The sequence below is a fragment of the Proteus sp. G4380 genome (genome assembly GCF_963885725.1).
Lineage (GTDB): Bacteria > Pseudomonadota > Gammaproteobacteria > Enterobacterales > Enterobacteriaceae > Proteus > Proteus mirabilis.
Genome location: NZ_CAWPAV010000114.1, coordinates 1 through 21,002, shown reverse-complemented (window position 1 = coordinate 21,002; position 21,002 = coordinate 1). Strand labels below are relative to the sequence as shown.

The 21,002-nt window shown below is 39.2% G+C and carries 18 protein-coding genes; 14 read left to right on the top strand and 4 right to left on the bottom strand.

The window, feature by feature from the left end:
- The 3 genes from AACU98_RS10275 to AACU98_RS10265 form a co-directional block, all read right to left on the bottom strand.
- Nucleotides 1–752 (bottom strand): YjjW family glycine radical enzyme activase (locus tag AACU98_RS10275; RefSeq protein ID WP_161735887.1); only part of this gene is annotated, 752 nt, incomplete at its 3' end.
- The gene (locus AACU98_RS10270) at nucleotides 724–2,265 is read right to left on the bottom strand and encodes a YjjI family glycine radical enzyme (protein WP_036907398.1); all 1,542 of its coding nucleotides are present in this window, start codon (nucleotides 2,263–2,265) and stop codon (nucleotides 724–726) included. The genes AACU98_RS10275 and AACU98_RS10270, both read right to left, overlap by 29 nt.
- A gap of 246 nt (nucleotides 2,266–2,511) precedes the next feature.
- Entirely contained in the window at nucleotides 2,512–3,204 is a 693-nt protein-coding gene (locus tag AACU98_RS10265; RefSeq protein WP_036907400.1) for a YtjB family periplasmic protein, read from the bottom strand.
- Between the two features lie 109 nt (nucleotides 3,205–3,313).
- Between AACU98_RS10265 and serB the strand changes: the two genes are divergently transcribed.
- The 9 genes from serB (at nucleotide 3,314) to AACU98_RS10220 (ending at nucleotide 14,860) form a co-directional block, all read left to right on the top strand.
- On the top strand, nucleotides 3,314–4,291 hold the full coding sequence (gene serB / locus AACU98_RS10260) for a phosphoserine phosphatase (RefSeq protein WP_004245668.1): 978 nt from the start codon (nucleotides 3,314–3,316) through the stop codon (nucleotides 4,289–4,291).
- 33 nt (nucleotides 4,292–4,324) lie between these two features.
- Nucleotides 4,325–5,716, top strand: coding sequence for a DNA repair protein RadA (gene radA, locus AACU98_RS10255; protein ID WP_004249295.1), 1,392 nt, complete (start codon nucleotides 4,325–4,327; stop codon nucleotides 5,714–5,716).
- 11 nt (nucleotides 5,717–5,727) lie between these two features.
- Complete coding sequence (gene nadR / locus AACU98_RS10250) at nucleotides 5,728–6,972, top strand: multifunctional transcriptional regulator/nicotinamide-nucleotide adenylyltransferase/ribosylnicotinamide kinase NadR (protein WP_004249296.1); 1,245 nt, start codon at nucleotides 5,728–5,730, stop codon at nucleotides 6,970–6,972.
- A gap of 317 nt (nucleotides 6,973–7,289) precedes the next feature.
- The gene (locus AACU98_RS10245) at nucleotides 7,290–8,429 is read left to right on the top strand and encodes a YdcF family protein (RefSeq protein WP_004250181.1); all 1,140 of its coding nucleotides are present in this window, start codon (nucleotides 7,290–7,292) and stop codon (nucleotides 8,427–8,429) included.
- A 170-nt stretch (nucleotides 8,430–8,599) separates the two neighbouring features.
- Nucleotides 8,600–10,159, top strand: coding sequence for an alpha/beta hydrolase-fold protein (locus AACU98_RS10240; protein ID WP_223231881.1), 1,560 nt, complete (start codon nucleotides 8,600–8,602; stop codon nucleotides 10,157–10,159).
- A gap of 209 nt (nucleotides 10,160–10,368) precedes the next feature.
- Nucleotides 10,369–11,808: an alkaline phosphatase gene (phoA, locus tag AACU98_RS10235; protein WP_126402915.1), complete on the top strand. Its 1,440-nt coding sequence runs from the start codon at nucleotides 10,369–10,371 to the stop codon at nucleotides 11,806–11,808.
- 428 nt (nucleotides 11,809–12,236) lie between these two features.
- On the top strand, nucleotides 12,237–13,874 hold the full coding sequence (locus AACU98_RS10230; protein ID WP_036895607.1) for a Na/Pi cotransporter family protein: 1,638 nt from the start codon (nucleotides 12,237–12,239) through the stop codon (nucleotides 13,872–13,874).
- Nucleotides 13,871–14,413, top strand: a complete 543-nt coding sequence (locus AACU98_RS10225; protein WP_004245658.1) for a GNAT family N-acetyltransferase — start codon at nucleotides 13,871–13,873, stop codon at nucleotides 14,411–14,413. Before AACU98_RS10230 ends, AACU98_RS10225 begins: the two co-directional genes overlap by 4 nt.
- A 183-nt stretch (nucleotides 14,414–14,596) precedes the next feature.
- On the top strand, nucleotides 14,597–14,860 hold the full coding sequence (locus tag AACU98_RS10220) for a DUF1435 family protein (protein WP_004245657.1): 264 nt from the start codon (nucleotides 14,597–14,599) through the stop codon (nucleotides 14,858–14,860).
- Between the two features lie 116 nt (nucleotides 14,861–14,976).
- Here AACU98_RS10220 and rsmC read toward each other — a convergent pair whose 3' ends face one another.
- Nucleotides 14,977–15,990 carry a 16S rRNA (guanine(1207)-N(2))-methyltransferase RsmC gene (gene rsmC / locus AACU98_RS10215; protein ID WP_004249302.1) on the bottom strand — a complete coding sequence of 338 codons (1,014 nt, stop codon included), beginning with the start codon at nucleotides 15,988–15,990 and terminating at the stop codon, nucleotides 14,977–14,979.
- A gap of 129 nt (nucleotides 15,991–16,119) precedes the next feature.
- On the opposite strand from rsmC, the gene AACU98_RS10210 reads away from it, so the two are divergent.
- The 5 genes from AACU98_RS10210 to AACU98_RS10190 all read left to right on the top strand — a co-directional run.
- A complete protein-coding gene (locus tag AACU98_RS10210; protein WP_004245653.1) occupies nucleotides 16,120–16,530 on the top strand; it encodes a DNA polymerase III subunit psi in 411 nt (136 codons plus the stop codon).
- On the top strand, nucleotides 16,499–16,945 hold the full coding sequence (rimI, locus tag AACU98_RS10205; RefSeq protein WP_004245652.1) for a ribosomal protein S18-alanine N-acetyltransferase: 447 nt from the start codon (nucleotides 16,499–16,501) through the stop codon (nucleotides 16,943–16,945). The genes AACU98_RS10210 and rimI overlap by 32 nt, the downstream gene beginning before the upstream one ends.
- Before the next feature lie 769 nt (nucleotides 16,946–17,714).
- Nucleotides 17,715–18,068, top strand: a complete 354-nt coding sequence (locus tag AACU98_RS10200) for a hypothetical protein (protein ID WP_161735884.1) — start codon at nucleotides 17,715–17,717, stop codon at nucleotides 18,066–18,068.
- A 19-nt stretch (nucleotides 18,069–18,087) separates the two neighbouring features.
- On the top strand, nucleotides 18,088–19,731 hold the full coding sequence (locus tag AACU98_RS10195) for an McrB family protein (RefSeq protein ID WP_161735663.1): 1,644 nt from the start codon (nucleotides 18,088–18,090) through the stop codon (nucleotides 19,729–19,731).
- Between the two features lie 3 nt (nucleotides 19,732–19,734).
- Nucleotides 19,735–21,002: 5-methylcytosine restriction system specificity protein McrC (locus tag AACU98_RS10190; protein ID WP_161735743.1), on the top strand; the 1,268-nt coding region annotated here is incomplete at its 3' end.

The window sequence follows — 21,002 nt, the reverse complement described above, 5'->3', positions numbered from 1 at the left end:
ACGCCATGCTGATGAAACGCATTAATACGAATTGGAATGGATTCATCAAGTGAATTAATAAACTGGGAAAGCGGTTCTATATTCTCTAAATAATCGGTTTTTTCTGGAATATATAAAAGGCGTAATTCTGCAAGTAAATTATGCTCACTTAACCATTTGATTGATTTTTTAATACGTTGATTACTACGTCCGGTTAAATAAATATGTGTTTCTTCACTCCAACTTTTTAAATCAATCATCGCTCCATCCATAAAGGGGGCGATTTTTTGCCAACCATTAAGTGAAAGAGTGCCATTACTGTCAATTAAACAGGTAAGATGTCGAAGATCAGGGGCTTCTTTGATTGCTTTAAAATAATCAATTAAAAATGGAAGTTGTAACGTAGATTCCCCGCCACTTACGGTTACCCCATTGATAAAGGCTGCATATTTACGCGTAATTGCAATTAGTTCATCAACCGTATAGGTCAATGTCATAGGGCTTGATTGGCGAGGACATTGCTGAATACAAGTATCACATTGCTCACAGCTGTCAGCGTTCCAATTTATTACACCGTTTTGTAATGAAAGCGCTTGCTGTGGGCAAGTGGCAATGCAATCCCCGCAGTTATCACAAATCCCCATAGTGTAGGGATTGTGACAGTTCTTACAGCGTAAATTACATCCTTGTAGGAAGATGGCGAGGCGATTGCCTGGGCCATCAACACAAGAAAAAGGCAGTATTTTATTTATCGAAGCGCATCTGCTGTTCATGGCTAATCACTCGTGGTTTTCGTTCAGCAATATGGCAATTGGTTGTTGCTTCATCTCCTAACCAAGTTGTATTTAGGCGAGAGCCTTCTTCTTTATATTTTTTTAAATCAGATAACCGCACCATATAGCCAGTGACACGGACTAAATCATTGCCACCCACATTAGCGGTAAATTCACGTAATCCGCAAGAAAACGCCCCTAAGCACAGTTGCATTAAGGCATCAGGATTTTGTTTGATAGTTTCATCCACGGTTAAAATATCACTAATACCTGAAGTATAAAATTGATGGTGGGGGGCAACGGTCATTAAATGAGTAACAGGATCAGGCTCTGTTCCATAAGGAATTCGGGTCGCCGGTGTAGTACCAATATCAGAACTTATGCCTGATTGAGCATGTAACATGGCACGCTGTTTCCAACCATATTTTACAGGAGTCTGTGCAACAAATTGGGCCAGTTTTTCACTAATAATATAGCTAAGTTTATTGGTCGCTTCGCTATGACCATAGTTTGCTGTATGACCTTCTTTTTCAAGTAATAGAGAAACTGCTTCAGCCATACCATAAATGCCAAACATCGGGGCAAAACGATCGGGTGAGATCAAACCTTCTTCTACTAAAAAGCTTTGTTGAAAAAAGTTTGATTTTTCATAGAGGAATTCGCAACGAGCATTGATGATCTCGATTTGTTTTTGCATGTAAAACGGCAATACATTCTCTAGAAAGTCGGCACTATTTTGGCTGCGCTTTGCTACTTCTTTGAGATTGATACGAACTAAAGTGCTACCGCCACCACTTTGCGGTAGAGAGTTATAACAACTAACAATACCGTATTCATCTTTACCAAATACAGCATCTTGCAATGTACCGTTAGCAATATGGGGTTTACTACTATGACAAATATTGGTGATTGCTTGGTGCAATAAATCAGAAGGTGTTAGTGCCGCGTCATAAATAAAGGTGAGATTCGGGGCTACTTGTTGAAGTTCAACATCTACCTTAAGAATTAAACGTGTAATGATAGAGTCTTCAGGGCCAATATTAGCGTGCATAAAGGCATCAGGAAGGGTTCTATCAAGATAGCGCCAGAAACGCTTTAATTTTGGATAGAGTTGCTCTTGCGTCAAATTCCCCACATAAGGTAGTAAGATTTTATCAATACGACCTAAATAAACCGGCATTGAAGTGACTGAAGGAACATGATGATAAAGGATAGTCAGCATATTTAGCGCATCATCAAAATCTTGGGCAGGTTCAAGCTCTAAATAGCGCGAGCCTTGTGCTAAGAATTTCGCGTAATCAGGTAATACATAACGTGGTTTATAAGGGGCATGACCTTCATACATATCGCAGATAACCCGTTCATTTAGCGCAAGGCTCGCCTCGTTAGATAATGTCGGGTATGGCAACATATTTTCCGCTTCTAATGCTAGAAAATGACGTTTTTGTTCGGGGGAAAGGGTTGGATTTTCTACGATTTGTTGACAACGTTGGATAACAGATTGTTCAGTCATAACCACCTCAGCAACTCAAGAGCAAAAGAAAGATGTAAGATTTATTTATCGCATTAGGTTAATAAATTGACTGAGATTTACTGTGATTTTAAACAAAGCCCATTCAAAGTTTAAGGGAATAGCACGAAAATACGTATAAATTAGATATATCTAAAATAATTTGACCTATTTTAGATAGAAATATAGAAATAAAGAAATGAAGGTGAGTACTAATGACTCACCTTATTATGTTAATTTGTGGCAGTGTTATTTAACTTCAGATCTATTTTCTATTTCTTCTTGCTGATCACTTTTTTGTTCATCATCTTCTTTTTCATGACGAGTGGGTAAACTTGCGGTTAATAAATAGGGCGATTGCTGCCAATGCACTGGTGTTAATTGCAATAAGCTGTGGGACAGTAAAAAACCAATCGCCAGAGCAACCAATAGCATCACACGCAATAAATTAGTGGTGTTATCGACTTGGCCAGATTCTGTGACAAGTTGGTGTGTATCTAACGTCAATCTTAGAAAACCCTTTGGCTGATCTTGACCAGGGATAGGCACCACCAGCTGATGATTAAAAGAACCGCCACTTTTTTGTCCTTCTAAGGCCAATCGCTCTTTTACCGTCACATTTTCACCACTATGCGCTATTTGTGTGCCATCTTGCCAATAAAGACTTGCATCCAGTACCCGACTATCGTGAGTTAGATGATTTAAATTAGCTATAATGTGTGGATTTACGTTATCTTTGCTACTGTCATCCATATAATTGGATAATGAGAAGGCAACTTGTTCTGCCAATGTTTTGGCAAGCTCTTCAAACTGGGTGATACGGGCGTGCTGATTTGCACGGCTAAAATAAGAGGCGCCTTGCATCAAAAAAGCCAATAATGCGATACAAATCAGTATAATCGCTGTTTTTTGTAGTTTGAATTTTAGTTTATCTTTAAGCATGTTCAACCTTTTGCGTAAGCAAGTATGTGCATGTTGCCAGATGAGTCACAGATAGAATAGGCTGAATAACAATTATTTTGTTCAGACAGGGGAAAACAGGAGAATAAGTATGTCAAATAGTCTGACCTATTGCTATTTACCGGATGAGATCCGTAAATGGCCAGGTCTACCGCTATCACTCAGTGGTGAAGAAGTGATGCCACTGGATTATCGTGCAGGCGATAGCGGATGGTTACTTTATGGACGAGAACTTGATAAAAAAAGAATAAGTGAGTTCCAGCATAAATTAGGTGTGGCTATTGTGGTGGTTTCTTCATGGCGTATTGATGATTACCAAGTGGTACGTATTGCGGGAAGTTTAACCCGTCGTATTCGTCGGTTATCTGATGAATGTGGTTTAGATGTTGTACCCTTTGGGCAGATCCCACGTTTACGCTCTCCGGGACTTTTAGTGATGGATATGGATTCCACGGCTATTCAAATTGAGTGTATTGATGAAATCGCTAAACTGGCCGGTGTCGGTGATAAAGTGGCCGAGATAACGGAGCAAGCGATGCAAGGTGAAATGGATTTTAGTGAAAGCCTAAAATTGCGTGTTGCACAATTAGCGGGAGCTGATGCGAATATTTTACAAAAAGTAATGGATAATTTACCTCTGATGCCCGGGTTAACAAGTTTAGTGCGTAAGCTTCAGGCAATGGATTGGCAAATTGCGATTGCATCAGGGGGATTTACTTATTTTGCTGATAACCTAAAACAGCGATTACGTTTAGTTGCAGCGGTTGCTAATCAGCTAGAAATTAAAGATGGTAAATTAACGGGCAAAGTCAAAGGCCCTATTGTTGATGCTAAATATAAAGCGCAAGTGCTTACACGCTTAGCTAAAGATTTAGATATACCGCTGGAACAAACCATTGCGATAGGTGATGGCGCAAACGATCTTAAAATGCTTAGAAAGGCGGGTTTAGGTATTGCCTACCATGCCAAACCTAAAGTATATGCACAAGCCAAAGTAGCTATTCGTCATGCTGATTTAATGGGTGTGATGTGTATTTTAAGTGCAGGATTAAAGCACGAAGAACGATAAGTTTTCAGTCAAGAAAATAACGGGGAGAGCAGTGTGGCAAAAGCAGCCAAAAGAGCCTTTGTATGTAATGAATGTGGTGCCGATTACCCGCGTTGGCAAGGACAATGTTCTGCGTGTCATGCGTGGAATACCATTACGGAAGTGCGCCTTGCGGCGGCACCTTCTGCCCGTAACGATCGTTTTAGCGGTTTTGCCGGAGATGCGAAAGGAATAAGCCGTGTTCAAAAGCTCTCTGAAATTAGCCTTGAAGCATTACCTCGCTTTTCGACAGGATTTAAAGAATTTGATCGTGTGTTAGGCGGAGGGGTTGTGCCGGGAAGTGCCATTTTAATTGGCGGAAATCCGGGGGCAGGTAAAAGTACACTATTACTGCAGACCATGTGTCGTTTAGCCACTGAAATGAAAACCTTGTATGTCACGGGAGAAGAGTCATTACAGCAGGTTGCCATGCGGGCGCACCGCTTAGGTTTACCAACAACCGAATTGAATATGTTGTCAGAAACCAGTATTGAACAAATTTGTTTAATTGCCGCTCAAGAGCAACCTAAATTAATGGTCATTGACTCGATCCAAGTAATGCATATGGCCGATATTCAATCTTCCCCGGGCAGTGTGGCACAGGTACGAGAGACAGCCGCTTATCTGACTCGTTTTGCTAAAACGAATGATATTGCCATTATTATGGTGGGTCATGTCACCAAAGATGGCACATTAGCGGGACCTAAAGTATTAGAACACTGTATTGACTGCTCAGTGATGCTTGATGGTGAAACAGACTCACGTTTTAGAACATTGCGTAGTCATAAAAACCGCTTTGGTGCGGTGAATGAGTTAGGTGTTTTTGCCATGACCGAACAAGGTTTACGCGAAGTGAGTAATCCATCGGCTATCTTTTTAAGTCGTGGTGATGAAGTGACTTCAGGTAGTTCTGTTATGGTGGTGTGGGAAGGAACACGGCCATTACTGGTGGAGATCCAAGCGTTAGTCGACCACTCTATGTTATCAAATCCTCGCCGTGTTGCGGTGGGATTAGAGCAAAATCGCTTAGCAATATTATTAGCGGTTTTGCATCGTCATGGTGGTTTACAGATGTCTGATCAAGATGTCTTTGTTAATGTCGTTGGCGGTGTCAAAGTAACCGAAACTAGTGCAGATTTAGCTTTATTACTATCATTAGTATCGAGTTTTCGTAATCGTCCTTTACCGCGTGATTTAGTTATTTTTGGTGAGGTAGGACTCGCGGGAGAAATTCGTCCTGTACCAAGTGGACAAGAGCGAATTGCAGAAGCAGCAAAACACGGTTTTAAACGTGCTATTGTGCCTAATGCGAATATGCCAAAGAAAAATCCACCTGATATGAAAGTGTATGGTGTGAAGAAACTATCAGATGCGTTATCTGTACTTGATGATTTGGACGACTTCTAAAGGAGTAAATCATGGGATCTTTTGATTATATCAAACAGGCAATAAAAAAGAATGGCTATACCTTACAGCAAGTTGCCGATGAAAGTCAGATGACAAAGGGCTATCTTAGCCAGCTTATTAATAACAAAATCAAAAGCCCCAGTGCACAAAAAATGTCCGCATTACACCAATTTTTGGGATTAGAATATCCATTACAACAGAAAACCATTGGGGTGATTTTTGGTAAATTCTATCCTCTTCATACTGGGCATATTTATTTAATTCAACGAGCTTGTAGTCAAGTGGATGAATTGCATGTCATTTTATGTCATGACGAACCTCGTGATAAAGAGCTATTTATCAATAGTGCGATGTCACAACAGCCGACGGTAAGTGATAGGTTGCGCTGGTTATTACAAACTTTTAAGTATCAGAAAAATATTCGTATTCATGAGTTTAATGAACATGGTATAGAGCCTCAACCTCATGGTTGGGAAATGTGGAGTGAGGGTATCAAAGCCTTTCTACAAGAAAAACAAATCGCGCCGGATTTTATCTATACCAGTGAACGAGAGGACGCCAGTCAATATGAAGCATTTTTAGGTATTGAAACGGTACTGGTCGATCCTGAGCGCTCGTTTATGAATATTAGCGGTAGTCAAATCCGTCAAGCGCCATTTAAATATTGGGAATATATTCCTACCGAAGTAAAACCTTTTTTCGTGCGTACAGTGGCTATATTAGGTGGTGAATCGAGTGGCAAATCGACCTTAGTAAATAAGCTTGCCAATATTTTTAATACAACCAGTGCGTGGGAATATGGCCGTGATTATGTCTTCTCTCATTTAGGAGGAGACGAAATGGCATTGCAGTATTCTGATTATGATAAAATCGCTTTAGGTCATGCCCAATATATTGATTTTGCAGTTAAATATGCTAATAAAGTTGCATTTATCGATACTGATTTTGTAACAACACAGGCTTTTTGTTTACGTTATGAAGGAAAAGAACATCCTTTTGTACAGGCATTGATTGATGAATATCGTTTTGATTTAGTTATTCTGCTAGAGAACAATACGCCATGGGTTGCCGATGGTTTACGTAGTTTAGGGAGTGATAAAGAGCGCCGTCGTTTTCAAACATTGTTGATAGAGATGTTAGATAAAAACAATATTGAATATGTCAAAGTAGATCCTCCTGATTATGATGAGCGCTTTCTTCGTTGTGTCGAATTAGTCAGGGAATTGCTGATGATGCAATCAAAGCATATCGAATAAGTATTTTTAAAAACGCCATTAATTGGCGTTTTTTATTTATAGCTAGCTATATAGTCACAATAAGAATGAAATTTTTGTTTAAACCTAAAGTATGGATAAAAACGGCTGTTCATTAAGCGATTAGCATAATAATGCTATTTTTTTCAAATTAGTGAAAATGATTACTGCAAATTAATGGTAGATCTCTATGATAAAAGTTAGGTATAGATATATCGGTGTGTATTTCTTTTTCTCTTAAGTGTGAGGAGTCACACACTTTGTCTTCATAAGCTTAACCAATTGAAGAAACAGATTTATTTTCGCAAAAGGACAAGATAATGGCGCAACCTTCCCGTATTTCACTTCAGATCAAAAAAACAGTTATTTCATTAGCCATTGCTGCTTTAGGCTTTACGGCTTCCTCTTCTGCATTGGCTTATCAAAAAGTCCATCAACCCGATAATAGCTATCAGCAATATATTTCTCAGCGCCAAACGGTAGATATGTTGATCCAAGATGCATTAGAGGCATTTAAATCGCCAGCGCGTGTTTCTGACGCTGGATTTACGGGAAAACTACCTTCTAATATGGAAGTCGTAGCACAAAAGCTACAACAAGCTTATAAATTAGAGCCTTATCGCTTAGATTTACTATTTAGTGCCGCCAGTGCTTATGTCTATAACAATCAAATTGAGCGTGCGGTAACGATTTATAAACAAATTTTAGAAGCCGCACCGGATGATATTGATGCATTAATTTATGTGACTTCTTGGACGCGTTTTGAAGGTAAAGATAAAGAAAGTGAAGCCTATTTTAACAAGTTAAAATCCCTTAATCCGGCAAAAGCTGAAGAGCTAAGCCGCTTTTTTGCTCAAGTTGATCGTGTAAGCAAAATGCCATTAAGTGATAAGTTAACGCCAGCAGATTTGGCAACGCTAAATAAAACCAAAGGAAATAATGCCATTGTGACATTGGGTTATGCACTTAATCCAGATGGTACGATGAATCAGATCTTGATTGATCGTTTAAATAAAACCCTTGAAGTCGCAAAACAGTTACCTGATGCAATGATTGTTGTGACAGGTGGTGTGCCGAAAGCACATCAAACTGAAGGTAAATTAATGGCGGATTGGTTAGTTAAAAAAGGTATTCCCGCAGAGCGAATTTTCCAAGACAATTATGCACGCTCAACGGTGGAGAATGCGTTATTTAGCCGTTATGCATTAACTAAACACCGAATTAAAACAGCGGTGATTATTAGCTCTGGTAGTCATGTTCGTCGTGCTGATGTTATTTTTACGGTTGCGAGTTGGCAAAGTGGCCCCAGTGATATCACTTATTTAACGGTTGTAGCCCCCGATAAGCCATTAGCTGAATTACAAAAAACATCAAAATCTGATTTACAAGGTATTTATCGCGATGGCTTAAAAGCATTGGGATTATGGAGCTTCCGTAGTTATCCATTAGAAGAACGTTGATAGACCCTTTGAATATTATTTTGCTACTAAAACTCCACAAGAAAACCAAAAGATTGTGGAGTTTTTTTATTATTCTAAGTGATCAAATTCATACACCAATAAATCCTTATTGAATTGATAACAATTATCATTACTATAAGTTCTTACCTAAATTATAATGAGAAAATACAGTGAGAACTCCTCTAATGATCTGCGCATTGATGGCCTCTTTTTCTAGTTTTGCCAATTGCTTATCAATAACAGAAAATAAAGAAATATCAGGTCAGTTTAATCACGATAAGGCACTCTGTTTTACTACACATTTACAGAGCCAGCGTTATGCTGAGTTAGATGTTAAAGGTATACAAAATCTGCAATTAGCAAACCAAGATGGCACTCATATTCGTCGCTTATTAAAAGATGTGCCCGTTGATGGACAACAACAAAAGATACGCTTCCTATTACCTGAAACGGCAAATTATCAGTTTATTGCCCAAGGAGAAGTTGGGGTACAGTGGCATATCACACTGAAAACATACCCTTATCAGCCTTTAGATAAAGATGCGGGTATAGCATTAACTAGCCCTAGATTGCAAATGCTGGCACAAGATCTCACCGCCAGCAATATACAGTTATTCTGGCAACAGATACAGCAAGAGGGAACTCCCCTTGTTGAACCTTACGATAATCATAACAAGCGTGTGACTTTTTTATGGCAAGGTGCGCAATCTAATGTATATCTATTGGGATCGCCTGCAGGTGATCATGATCCGTTAACGCGTTTAGCCAATAGTGATATTTGGTATCGTAGTTATATCGTGCCTAACGATACATTAATGCAATATAAATTAGCACCAGATGTGCCAGTCATTGAAAATGCAACAGCTGCACAGCAGCGCCGTGCTATTTTAACGACGGCACAGGCCGATCCTTTTAATCTTCACCCTTCACCAAGTAAAGCGGACGATCGCTATAATTACTTTTCATTGCTGTCACTTGATTATCCCCGTGAATGCCAGTTGCCAGATATCTTAGATAGGGCAATGAATGGCAATACATCAATCAGTCGTTTTCATAGTGAAATTTTAAATAATGATCGAGAGATTGCGCTTTATTTACCCGCACAGAAAATGACGACACCGCGGCTATTGGTGCTATTTGATGGACAAATTTATCGCCAACAATATGGCATAGACCGGTTTTTTGATAAGTTGATTGAAGAGGGGAAATTACCTCCTATTGCTATCTTATTTGTCGATAGTATTGATAGTGATCGTCGTAGTGTTGAATTACCACCTAATCCTGATTTTCACCGCTTTTTAGCGGATGAACTTTTGGTTTGGTTAGAGCAAGAGAAAGGCCTGCAAGTAGCCGCTAAGGAAACTATAGTCTCAGGCTCAAGCTATGGGGGATTAGCCTCTGCATGGGTGGCATTTAACCGTCCTGATCGCTTTGGGAAAGTGCTTAGTATGTCCGGCTCTTATTGGTGGGCGCCAGAAAACGAAGCCCCAGAATGGTTAATTCGCCAATATCAACAGGCGGATAAAAAACCATTACAGTTTTTCTTAGAAGCTGGGTTATTTGAGTCTCGCGAAGGCGCTGGAGGAATATTAAATAATAATCGCCAGTTAAAGCAGGTTTTACAGCAAAGGGGCTATCCTGTGCAATCGCTAGAGATGGCGAGCGGGCATGATTATATCTCTTGGTGTGAGGCGCTTTATATCGGCACTAAAGCGTTAACTAACGATTAATTATTCATCTTTTTTATCTTAAAGGGATGTGAGTGGTGGTGAACTACACATCCTTTTTCTTTAGGCTAATTTGTCATTTATTTGTCATAAAGCTGTCATCTAAATCGCTTTTTTCTTTCATCTGTTTGTCATTTTACTCTCGTAAGCTCTTTGTGACTTAAAACATAAACCCCAAAATTCTTTATTTTTTTGCGTGCAAGGAAAAAGCTATGTCTCTACGTTATCAACGTTCTGCGTTATCTGTAGTCGTCGCAACACTCTTTACAAGCGTGAGTTTCTCTTCTTTTGCAGCCCCCGTCACTGCCGATACTATTTTGGCGCAAGATCGCGCAGCAAAAGGTAATATTACGGAATTTGGTGGTGCTCGTCGTATAACCTCAGATCAAACTGAAGCATTAAAAGCAGCACTTAATAATCATCAAGCTAAAAATGTGATCCTATTTATCGGTGATGGGATGGGGGATTCTGAGATAACGGTAGCACGTAACTATGCCGAAGGGGCTGGTGGCTTCTTTAAAGGAATTGATGCGTTACCGATGACCGGCCAATATACTCATTATTCTTTAGATAGAAAAACACAAAAACCTAATTATGTAACAGATTCGGCCGCATCAGCAACAGCATGGGCTTCAGGGGTTAAAACCTATAATGGGGCATTAGGGATTGATGTATTTGGTAAAGATCACCAAACGATTTTGGAATTAGCAAAAGCGAATGGTAAAGCGACGGGGAATGTCACTACCTCTGAAATTCAAGATGCAACACCGGCTGCGCTATTTTCACATGTTACCGGGCGTAAGTGTTATGGGCCTGTAGAAACGTTAGCAAAATGCTCAACGAATGCGCTAGAAAATGGCGGTAAAGGTTCAATCTCTGAGCAATTGTTAGTGACTCGTGCCGATATTACACTGGGAGGAGGCGCGAAAAGTTTTGCTCAAACAGCAACGGCCGGTGAATATAAAGGGAAAACGCTCGAGCAACAAGCAATAGAGCGTGGCTATCAAATTGTGAAAGATGCTAAATCGTTAGAGGCGATTACGCTAGCAAACCAAGATAAACCTGTGTTAGGCCTATTTCATGACGGTAATATGGCCGTCGCTTGGGAAGGGCCAAAAGCCACTTATCAAGGTAATTTAAAGAATCCTCCTTTAGAGTGTAAACCGAATTCAAAATTAGACCCGAATGCACCAACATTAGCGCAAATGACCAAAAAAGCGATTGATTTGCTGAAAACGAATGAAAATGGTTTTTTCTTACAAGTCGAAAGCGCCTCAATTGATAAACAAGATCATAATGCTAATCCTTGTGGTCAAATTGGTGAAACGGTGGCATTAGATGAAGCGGTACAAATTGGTTTAGATTTCGCTAAACAAAATGGTGATACGCTTATTATAGTGACCGCAGATCACGCTCACTCTAGCCAAATTATTGAAGCTGATGTGAAATCAAGTGGCTTAACACAAGCATTGATTACCAAAGATGGCGCAGTCATGGTGGTGAATTATGGTAACTCAGAAACGGATTCACAAGAGCATACTGGCGCGCAATTACGCGTTGCCGCTTATGGTCCACATGCTGCTAATGTCGTGGGGTTAACAGACCAAACAGATCTTTTCTTTACTATGCGCGATGCAATGGGATTGAAATAACCTTGATAAGGTGACTGAATTGTAGTCTGTCTGAAATGTAGTTGAATTGTCTTACTAAAATTGTTGTATTTTCACGCGACTTAGAGAGATACCCTCAAGTCGCGTTTTTTTCTATGATTTCTTTACAAAAAATAAGAAAACGATAATAAATCAAGACGTTATTTACAGTCTAATTTTGAAAGTTACTTTTTGTTTGCTATAATTAACAGAATTTACAATGATATTCTTATACTATTCTTAACTTCTCCATTGATTATTGCACTTAAGTCGCAATATCTTTTTGCCTAATAACGTCGTTTTGATTAGGGCGTTATCTATAAAAATCATTTTTCAGATATGGTTATCTGCGTAGGATCTCTCTCTTTTTTATGGCATTGAAGGAGAAATGAGCCAATAAACAACGATAAAAAATAAGGTGACTAATTTCTATGCTAACACTGCTTCATTTACTCTCATCCGTGGCACTTTTAGTCTGGGGAACACATATTGTTCGCACCGGTATTATGCGTGTGTTCGGCTCTGATTTGCGCCGAATTTTAGGTAAAAGTATTAATAAAAAATCGAATGCTTTTCTTGCTGGTGTCGGTGTTACTGCCTTAGTACAAAGTAGTAATGCTACGGCATTGCTAGTGATTTCGTTCGTCACTCAAGGTCTTATTTCTATTACACCCGCTTTGGTGATTATGCTAGGGGCTGATGTGGGTACAGCGCTAATGGCGCGGGTGCTGACATTCGATCTTTCGTGGTTATCACCGTTACTGATTTTATTGGGTGTCATGACTTTTTTAAGTCGTAAAAAAGAGCGTATCGGGCAACTGGGTAGAGTGGGAATAGGCCTTGGTTTAATTATCTTAGCATTACAACTGATTGTGACTTCTGCTGAGCCGATAACCCATGCCAGTGCAGTACAAGCTATTTTTACCTCTTTGAGTGGGGATACGATTTTAGCACTACTGGTCGGCGCTATTTTTGCGATGGTCAGTTATTCAAGCTTAGCGGCGGTATTACTTACCGCAACATTAAGTGCAACAGGCTTTATGCCTTTATATATTAGTTTATGTATTGTTATTGGTTCTAATATTGGTAGTGGATTGTTGGCATTAATCAGTAGTCGTGGTCAAAGTATTAGTTCACGTCAAGTCGTCATAGGGAGTCTGTTTTTTAAATTAATTGGCGCCTTGCTGGTATTGCCGTGGATCACCCTAATTGCGACAAAAATCCAACAATATGATTTTTCCCCTGCGGAAGTGATTATCTATTTTCATGTGATTTATAACTTAGTGCGCTGTGTGTTGATGTTGCCGTTTGTGGGGCCAATGGCGAAATTATGTCAAAAATTAGTGCCGGAATTACCGGTTACTGGAACAGAAGTTGCACCTCGTTATTTAGATCCATCCGCCGTTGATACTCCCTCTTTAGCTATTGCTAATGCAGTCAGAGAGACATTACGGTTAGGGGATGTGGTTGAACAGATGTTGCAACGTTTTCAAGCCTTAATGGAAGGGGATCGTCTGCAAAAAAGGGAGATTAGCCAGCTAGAAGAGGAAGTGGAATTGCTCCATAGCAGTATTAAATTGTATATGGCACAAATTCAGCAGCATGATCTTGGTACTGAAGACTCTCGTCGCTGGGCAGAAATTATTGATACCGCGATGAATTTGCAACAATCTTCCGCTATCATAGCGCGTATGTCTGGTGAGGTGGTGAATAAAAGTTTAGATCATCACTTAAATTTATCGGAGGAAGGACGTCGTGAATTACAGACACTCCTTGAGCGTCTGCAAAGTAATCTGAATCTGGCGATGTCGGTGTTTGTTTCCGGCAATATGGAGCATGCGCGTAAATTACGCCGAGCAAAACATCGATTCCGTTTACTCAACCAACGTTACTCGTTTGCTCATGTAGAACGTCTTCATTTGCATAATATGCAAAGTATTGAAACCAGTTCGCTGCATACCAGTTTGTTGGGTGATATGAAACGGTTGAACTCCTTATTCTGTGCAGTGGCTTACCACGCATTAGAGCGGAGCGGATCTTCTTCAGAACAGGTTAATCTTCAACAATGAAAAAAAATATTCGTCTATTAACACATAATGAAATCCCTCGCGTTTGGGAAATTGATAGAACAGAACTGATTGAAAGGCTATATGTTTTACAACAAGGGCAACTGGTGTTATCTGAACAGCGTTTTGATATGAAAGGCTGGCCTGAAGGTGAGGCAGAACATTATACCCCTGTTTTACTTGAAAGCGCTGAGCGCGGTGCCCCTTTTTGGGGAGTCTTTGAAGATGACAAGTTAGTCGCTGCTGCCAGTGTTGATCCACAGTGGCGAGGCCAAGATAACACCTTGTTACAGCTCTCTTTCTTACATATTAGCCACCAGCAGCGTGGGCAAGGATTAGCCCGTATATTGTTTGATTATTGTGTGGAATATGCGAAGCAAAAAGGGGCTAGCGGATTATATATATCCTCAACGCCTTCTGAAAATAGTGTTAATTTTTATCAGCATATGGGCTGTCGTTTAATTGATGTGCCTGATACTGAGCTTTATGAAAGAGAGCCTGAAGATATTCATTTAGTGCTTAATTTTAATAAAGAAGATTAATCACTTATTTTACATCATCATTTGATGACTCTAAAATGCTTTATCGTTGGCAGCGGTAAAGCGTTTTTTGTTTAACCTCTTTAAAATTAAGGGTATGGCTACTTTTTTTTCTTGATAGACATTGAGTTAACCAATGTGTTATATAATAATGAAAATCATTATCATTAACAGGTGGTGGCTCTCATGGCTAAATCAACACGTATCTCCTCTGTCTCTTCTTGGACATCTCGTATTAGTTTATGGGAAATGTTGGCTGTTGCTTCGTTATTTACTGTGATCACCCACTCTATTGCAGGAACAGCAGCATTTACATTGGTTCTTGTTATTTCTATGTTGCTATCTACCATTATGTTATTTCATAAGAAATTACAAATGTGGGTGATGATCCCCGCCGGCGTTGTGATCACCTATAGCTTAATGACCTTTTTTTTAACCTATCATGGGTAGATAACCGTAAATAAAGGCATGATAACCTGCTGATAATAAAAAGGAAGTAAATACCGAAGGCCACCAGTAGTTGAAAAATCAATTACTGGCGGTTTTTATAATAGTGCTGGTGATTACTATTTCTTGGTTGCTTGGTAAACTTTGAATTTACCTGTTGATGCAAGCACTTCATGAGAGCCAAACACGTGATCAAGAATATCTTGATAAGGTAAGAAAGCATTGGCAACAATACGCAGTTTACCGCCTTTTTTCAAAAAGTTAGGCGCGAGACGAATAATGTCTTCTGCAGCTTGATAGCTGGTACCTAAGCCATCATGGAAAGGAGGATTAGAGACTATCCAATCATAAGTTTCTTCTACCGCAGAATAGACATTGCTTGCAATAACCCGTCCTTCTAATTCATTAACATTTAACGTGGCAATACTGGATGAAATAGCGGCTGCATTGACGTCACAGAGTGTGAGTTTTAACATCGGGTTTTTCTTGCCTAATACCGTGGCAATCACCCCACAACCACAGGCCATATCCAGTAAGTCACCTACCATTGCATCATCAAATGTAGAGAGTAATAATCGGCTGCCTTCATCTAATGCGGTTTGACTAAAAACACCGGGTAATGCCATCACCGTTAAATCGTCATAACGATAAGTTTGCCACCAGTTATTTCGATCAAAGAGTGTTTGATAGGTTAGTGAACCAAAAAAGAGGCTACAACGACGTGCTGAATCTATTTTTTTTAGCTTTGCTATACCATTCATTAATTCCGTAGCACTTTTTACACCACTACGGTTTTCGCCGACGATGAAGATTTCAGTATCGACAGATAAACTTGCACATAAGCTACGTAACTGAAAAGTTGCTTCATTCTTATTCTTAGGCCAAAAATAAATCAAAGTGTCGCAATATTTTACGAATGATTGATCTGCCGCTAAACCAAAAAATGCATTATCACCCATGGATTTGAGTAGCGGTAGCCACTGGTGATATTGATTTGTATAGGCTCTAACACTTTTGGCCTGAATTTGTGATGCTAGCGTGTCTTGAAGATCACCTGCTATGAGCACGTGCCTGTCTGCGAAATGATCTAGATGACGAAGAATAACTTCGCTGGCAGGGGACAATGAGGACATTATGATTATTACTCCTTAAAAAACATAAAACGCATGATATCAGATATAAAGAAACTGACGCTATTTATTGGCGTAGTTTATGCCCTCTGATACTATGTACCGTTGTTCTACACTTGATAGGTAAATATCATGAGCCGTAAAGACAGAATGTTAGCCCAACTTGGGATTCGTCAATGGGTACTTCGTAAGCCTGCTGTATTAAAAGGCGAACATTCTGTGCAATTTCCGGATACCACTCGTTTACTTATCATTACTGATGATGTTGTTGATCTAAATAACGGGCTTTTCTCTGATATTTTTAGCACTATGGGAATAGATAAAAGTGAAATCTATTGTATTACCTCAGAGGATGTGAGCCTGCTCACAGGATCATTTACACCAGCCTGTTGGCTATTAGGTACTGATATCACTCTACCTGCTCAATATACTTCTCTGAGAAGCCCTTCATTACATCAATTATATTTTGATGCCAATGCAAAACGCGATCTTTGGAAACAAATCTATCAACATGAAGACCATTTCCCCATTAAACCCTGCTGATTTACCTTTAGCATGGGAAATTGAAAAACTAAGTCATTCATTCCCTTGGAGCGAAGAAACATTCTATAGTAACCAAGGTGATCATTATTTTAATCTAAAAATTTGCATTGATAATATTATGGTAGGTTTTGCTATTACGCAATTAATATTAGATGAAGCAACGCTTTTTAATATCGCGATACATCCTGATTATCAAGGTAAAGGCTATGGAAAAGCATTGTTATTAGAACTTATTGATAATATTGAAAGAAAAGATATTGCTACATTATGGCTTGAGGTAAGAGAATCCAATCAAAAAGCATCTAATCTCTATGAATCTATAGGATTTAATTCAGTATCTGTACGTAAGAATTATTATCCAACAGCAACGGGAAAAGAAGATGCGATAATCATGGCTTATCCAATTAAATTCTAATTAAATACTTATTTAAGTTAAATTAAAGACGTCTTCTATTAGGCGTCTTTTTTTATTTTATGTGAAGTGAGTAGACTTTTATTCTTTTATTTAAATTTTACCTAATGGATATTTTGGTAAATAATTTTACTTTAGTTAAAGAGGGTATTTAGTAAAACATATTGTGAGAATAATAAAGACAATATGAAGGGCGTTAAAATAAGTAAAACGCATGTTTACTTTAGTTCTTAAATTTATCGTTAGTTTATAAAAAGCCTATTAAGATAGGAAAATACATTAGTATTGTACATTTATTTGTTTATAAACTAGAAAATCGCTACTGGTATCTATAAGTGAATCCCATCAAGTTGAGCTAACAATTACCTCTGCGGATGGGGCTTGATATTTTATTACTGAGTTAATAGCTGGATTGGTTCTAACAAAAAAACGCACCAAAGTATCACAGATGTTACTCGCATATCGAATTAGGTAAGCCTTCTCAGTTTTAGTTGAATTAGTTTAAAAAATATCAATTACACGGCGAATTTCGCCGTAAAATCCTAAAAAGATAAACTAGAGAAAGGAGGAACGCAATGGTTAGTCATTCCCAGCGCGAAACAGTGAAAGAGTCATATAAGCAGTCTCTTAAAACTCTTTTACCTTATGGTGTCAATAATCATCGCGGTGGATTTTTGAAGATCATTGACACAAGGAAGAACAACTCTCAGTAGAAAAGCGTGACGATTGGCTCTCATATCCCTTCGAGGAATACAGTGTCGATAATGCTACCGTGAGAGAAATCGATGAAGTCATCAATGTGCCAAATATTGGACCTGTCGTGGTGACTAGTCATGAACAGGAAAGGTTTGTTGAATGGTTTTCTGACAGAGTGCCCAAGCATCCTTGGAAGGCTTTGGCTTCAAGGTTATTTAGCTCATCATTGACAAAAGCAATTTTGCCTGAAAAGGTAGCTCTTCATAAGAACCAAAAATATAGTAACAAAGCTGATATTTGGCGGCACAGTAACAGTGATTTGCATTTTGTGGTCGTTCCGTCAGGAGCGATGAAGACTTTGGTTACTGTTTACAGGCTAAATGAGTCTCTCACAAAAGCGCAAAATGAATTCAAGATGTGTGTCCGATAATCCAGTAACAAGGGAATAAATGAAAAGTAGACTGAAAAACCTATATAAATATCTTATTGAGAACAGGAAACATGAAGTCAATGGATGGCACAAAGCCTATCGTGACTTTTACAGTCAGGTCGCTCAAATTCGTGAGCGAATCACATCTGGAGAAGGCTTGTCTCAAAATGATGAAGCTTTTCTGAAGCAGTTAATCTATGAGAAGAGCAACGGTATCGCTTCTCGCGGACAGTCTGTGTTGAGCAATGACAATTTCCAGTCATTCATTAAAAACAAGAATTTCATATCCGCATTAGAAAAATTTATATTGATTCCAAACAGTGAAAACTTCACGATTTTTTCTGATTCGTGGTCTAACCAAGGTAAATCCAACAACCCTGTTCTCGTTAATCGAGTGGCAGCAGCTTGTACGCTCGAAGTCTCCACAACGGTTGATTCCGGTAAATTTAATCAGGTTTTTAGTTGGCTTATACGCGAAGGAATAATTCCAGCATACCCAGCAGAAGAAAATCAAAGTTGGTTTGCTAAAAACATTTTTCTATTAAAGAGCATCAAAAGCGAGTTTGATAATGAGCTTCGGGAAGGTAAAACTGATGAGTTTTATCTTAGTCAGTTTGTTTGGGTGCTTTACGAGAATTTGTCAAACCCATTCAGTTTAAAGAAGCAGATTGTTAAATACGGTGCGCCGGGGACAGGGAAAACTTATCAAGCTCGCCTGCAAACTTCGCTCTTGTTTGACATCTGGAAAGAGGAATTTGCTCCCTACAGCCGTCTCACACATGCAAGTCAGATTGAGTTGGTTCAATTTCATCCTTCTTTCAGTTATGAAGACTTTATGGAAGGGCTACGTCCTGTTTTGGACAGTGATGGGAACTCTCAATTAACGTTGCAAAATGGTGTTTTTAAAGAGTTTTGCCGAAGCGCTGGTAAGTGGGAAATCGATGTGTATGGGCTTGGACTTACTCAGAAGTGGGAGTCTCTTACTATCAAGGAACTTCTCCCGTTTAGAGAAAAGTTATCAGGCGAGCATTGGCAGGATATTTTCGAAATATCAGATATATCCAAGCTTGTATCGGAAGCAGTACCACCATTTTTCTTTATAATTGATGAGGTAAACCGAGCTGAGTTGTCTCGCGTTTTTGGTGAGTTAATGTACTGTCTGGAATACCGAGGCACTAGAGGTTGCGTTAAAACCCAATATGCCAATCTGAACAATGAACATACTGGTATGCTTAAGGACGCTAAAGGGTATTTGTTCTTCATTCCAACAAACATCTATCTTATTGGAACGATGAACACGATAGACAGAAGTGTCGAAAGTTTTGACTTCGCTTTACGTCGAAGATTCCGTTGGGAAGAAGTGGTGCCTGATATGGCGCTATTGAAATACCATTTGAACCAATTTTGCAAAGCTTGGCTGCCCCTGGTGGATAACCTTGAACGCTTGAATGAATTGATAGCTAAAGAGCCTTTGCTTGGTAATGATTACCAAATTGGTCATGCCTATTTGATGGATTTGAAGTATGCAACCAGCCTTACAGTTTCGGAGGTACGAGAGCGTGTATGGGATGATTGTATTCGTCCGTTATTACAGGAGTATCTTCGTGGAACAGGTAAGGAGACTGAACTGATTAGCTCCTTCGGAAAGGCATTTGGGGTTTAAACTGTGTGGCTTTTCGATATCATTAAGAACGGCACACTGGTCGATAACCAGTCCTATTTTGTCAGCGAAGGCATTTTGACAAATAGACGTTTAGGAAAGTCGATAACCCTTAGTGCCAAATCAAAAGGACAATGGACCTATCCTCATAACGACGAGTCTGCAATTTGGCACTTTTTGAATTCGGTATCTCGTGATGTCGAAAAAACGCTGAATGATAATATTTCCGATGCTTTAATACTCTTCAATGATGAAGATTACGAACACAATACAGATGGCGGTTTCATCGGTGTCTCTGGTACGGATGCAAGAAATTTTAATCTCGACACGGGCAATCTAATCGGATTTGTTAAGCGAGGAGATTACTCTCTGAAGATCAGCTCACGTTTTGGTGATGCTTTCCTTCAATACATCATTGCAGATGCCGATGGATTTCTCGAATTAGAAAACATTGGAGGAGAAAGTCACGCAGACGGTTACGAGTGGCTTTTAGCATATCTATGGAACATTAAGTTTAAGAGAGCATACCGCCTGGGCTTGCCAAAGACTTATATTACAAGAAATGATCGTATTTCCCGCGTAAGGGGAACTATAAATGCTACAGATTATTTCCAGAATAAGTCATCTGGAAAATATTTATGCTCGTACCGAGAGCACAGCTACGACAGCCCTGCAACTTCACTTTTTATAAAAGCTTATGAAGCAGTCGCACATTACTCATTTTGTCACCAAACACGAAATATCTATAGTGCATTTCTGACTGCCAATCAGGGGATTAAAAGGTCACAGCAAGAAATTTTGAGGACTTCTCATTTCACCAACCCTTTCTACAATGATTATAACGTGCTCATTGACTTATCTAAGCAAGTCATTGACCGGAAGGGCTCTGATTTTGATTCGCAGCAGGATTCGAGTGCTTTCTTTTTCGATATTTCGATGTTGTTTGAATATTTCATTCGTAAGCTCATTAAGCGAGATGGGCTACGCCTGCTAGGTAAGTTCGAGCAACGTCAGCAAATAGCATCTGGTGCTCTCAGTGGTTATATGAGAAAACTTGAACCTGATCTTGTTATAGAAATCGATGAGAGTTTATTCGTATTTGATGTGAAGTATAAAGCATTTGATTCACAATTTGGGGTGAAGCGTGAAGATCTTTTTCAGCTACATACTTACATAGGGCAGTATGGAAATGTTGCCGCAATCAAGGGATGTGGATTTATTTACCCTATATCAGAAGAACGATGGGCTTCACTTAACCTTGAAAAAACACAGGG

Coding starts and splice junctions, on each gene's coding strand:
- AACU98_RS10270 (WP_036907398.1), bottom strand. CDS start 2,265: ATGACTGAACAATCTGTTATCCAACGTTGTCAACAAATCGTAGAAAAT.
- AACU98_RS10265 (WP_036907400.1), bottom strand. CDS start 3,204: ATGCTTAAAGATAAACTAAAATTCAAACTACAAAAAACAGCGATTATA.
- AACU98_RS10225 (WP_004245658.1), top strand. CDS start 13,871: ATGAAAAAAAATATTCGTCTATTAACACATAATGAAATCCCTCGCGTT.
- AACU98_RS10220 (WP_004245657.1), top strand. CDS start 14,597: ATGGCTAAATCAACACGTATCTCCTCTGTCTCTTCTTGGACATCTCGT.
- nadR (WP_004249296.1), top strand. CDS start 5,728: ATGGGATCTTTTGATTATATCAAACAGGCAATAAAAAAGAATGGCTAT.
- serB (WP_004245668.1), top strand. CDS start 3,314: ATGTCAAATAGTCTGACCTATTGCTATTTACCGGATGAGATCCGTAAA.
- AACU98_RS10245 (WP_004250181.1), top strand. CDS start 7,290: ATGGCGCAACCTTCCCGTATTTCACTTCAGATCAAAAAAACAGTTATT.
- rsmC (WP_004249302.1), bottom strand. CDS start 15,990: ATGTCCTCATTGTCCCCTGCCAGCGAAGTTATTCTTCGTCATCTAGAT.
- rimI (WP_004245652.1), top strand. CDS start 16,499: ATGAAGACCATTTCCCCATTAAACCCTGCTGATTTACCTTTAGCATGG.
- AACU98_RS10195 (WP_161735663.1), top strand. CDS start 18,088: ATGAAAAGTAGACTGAAAAACCTATATAAATATCTTATTGAGAACAGG.
- AACU98_RS10210 (WP_004245653.1), top strand. CDS start 16,120: ATGAGCCGTAAAGACAGAATGTTAGCCCAACTTGGGATTCGTCAATGG.
- phoA (WP_126402915.1), top strand. CDS start 10,369: ATGTCTCTACGTTATCAACGTTCTGCGTTATCTGTAGTCGTCGCAACA.
- AACU98_RS10230 (WP_036895607.1), top strand. CDS start 12,237: ATGCTAACACTGCTTCATTTACTCTCATCCGTGGCACTTTTAGTCTGG.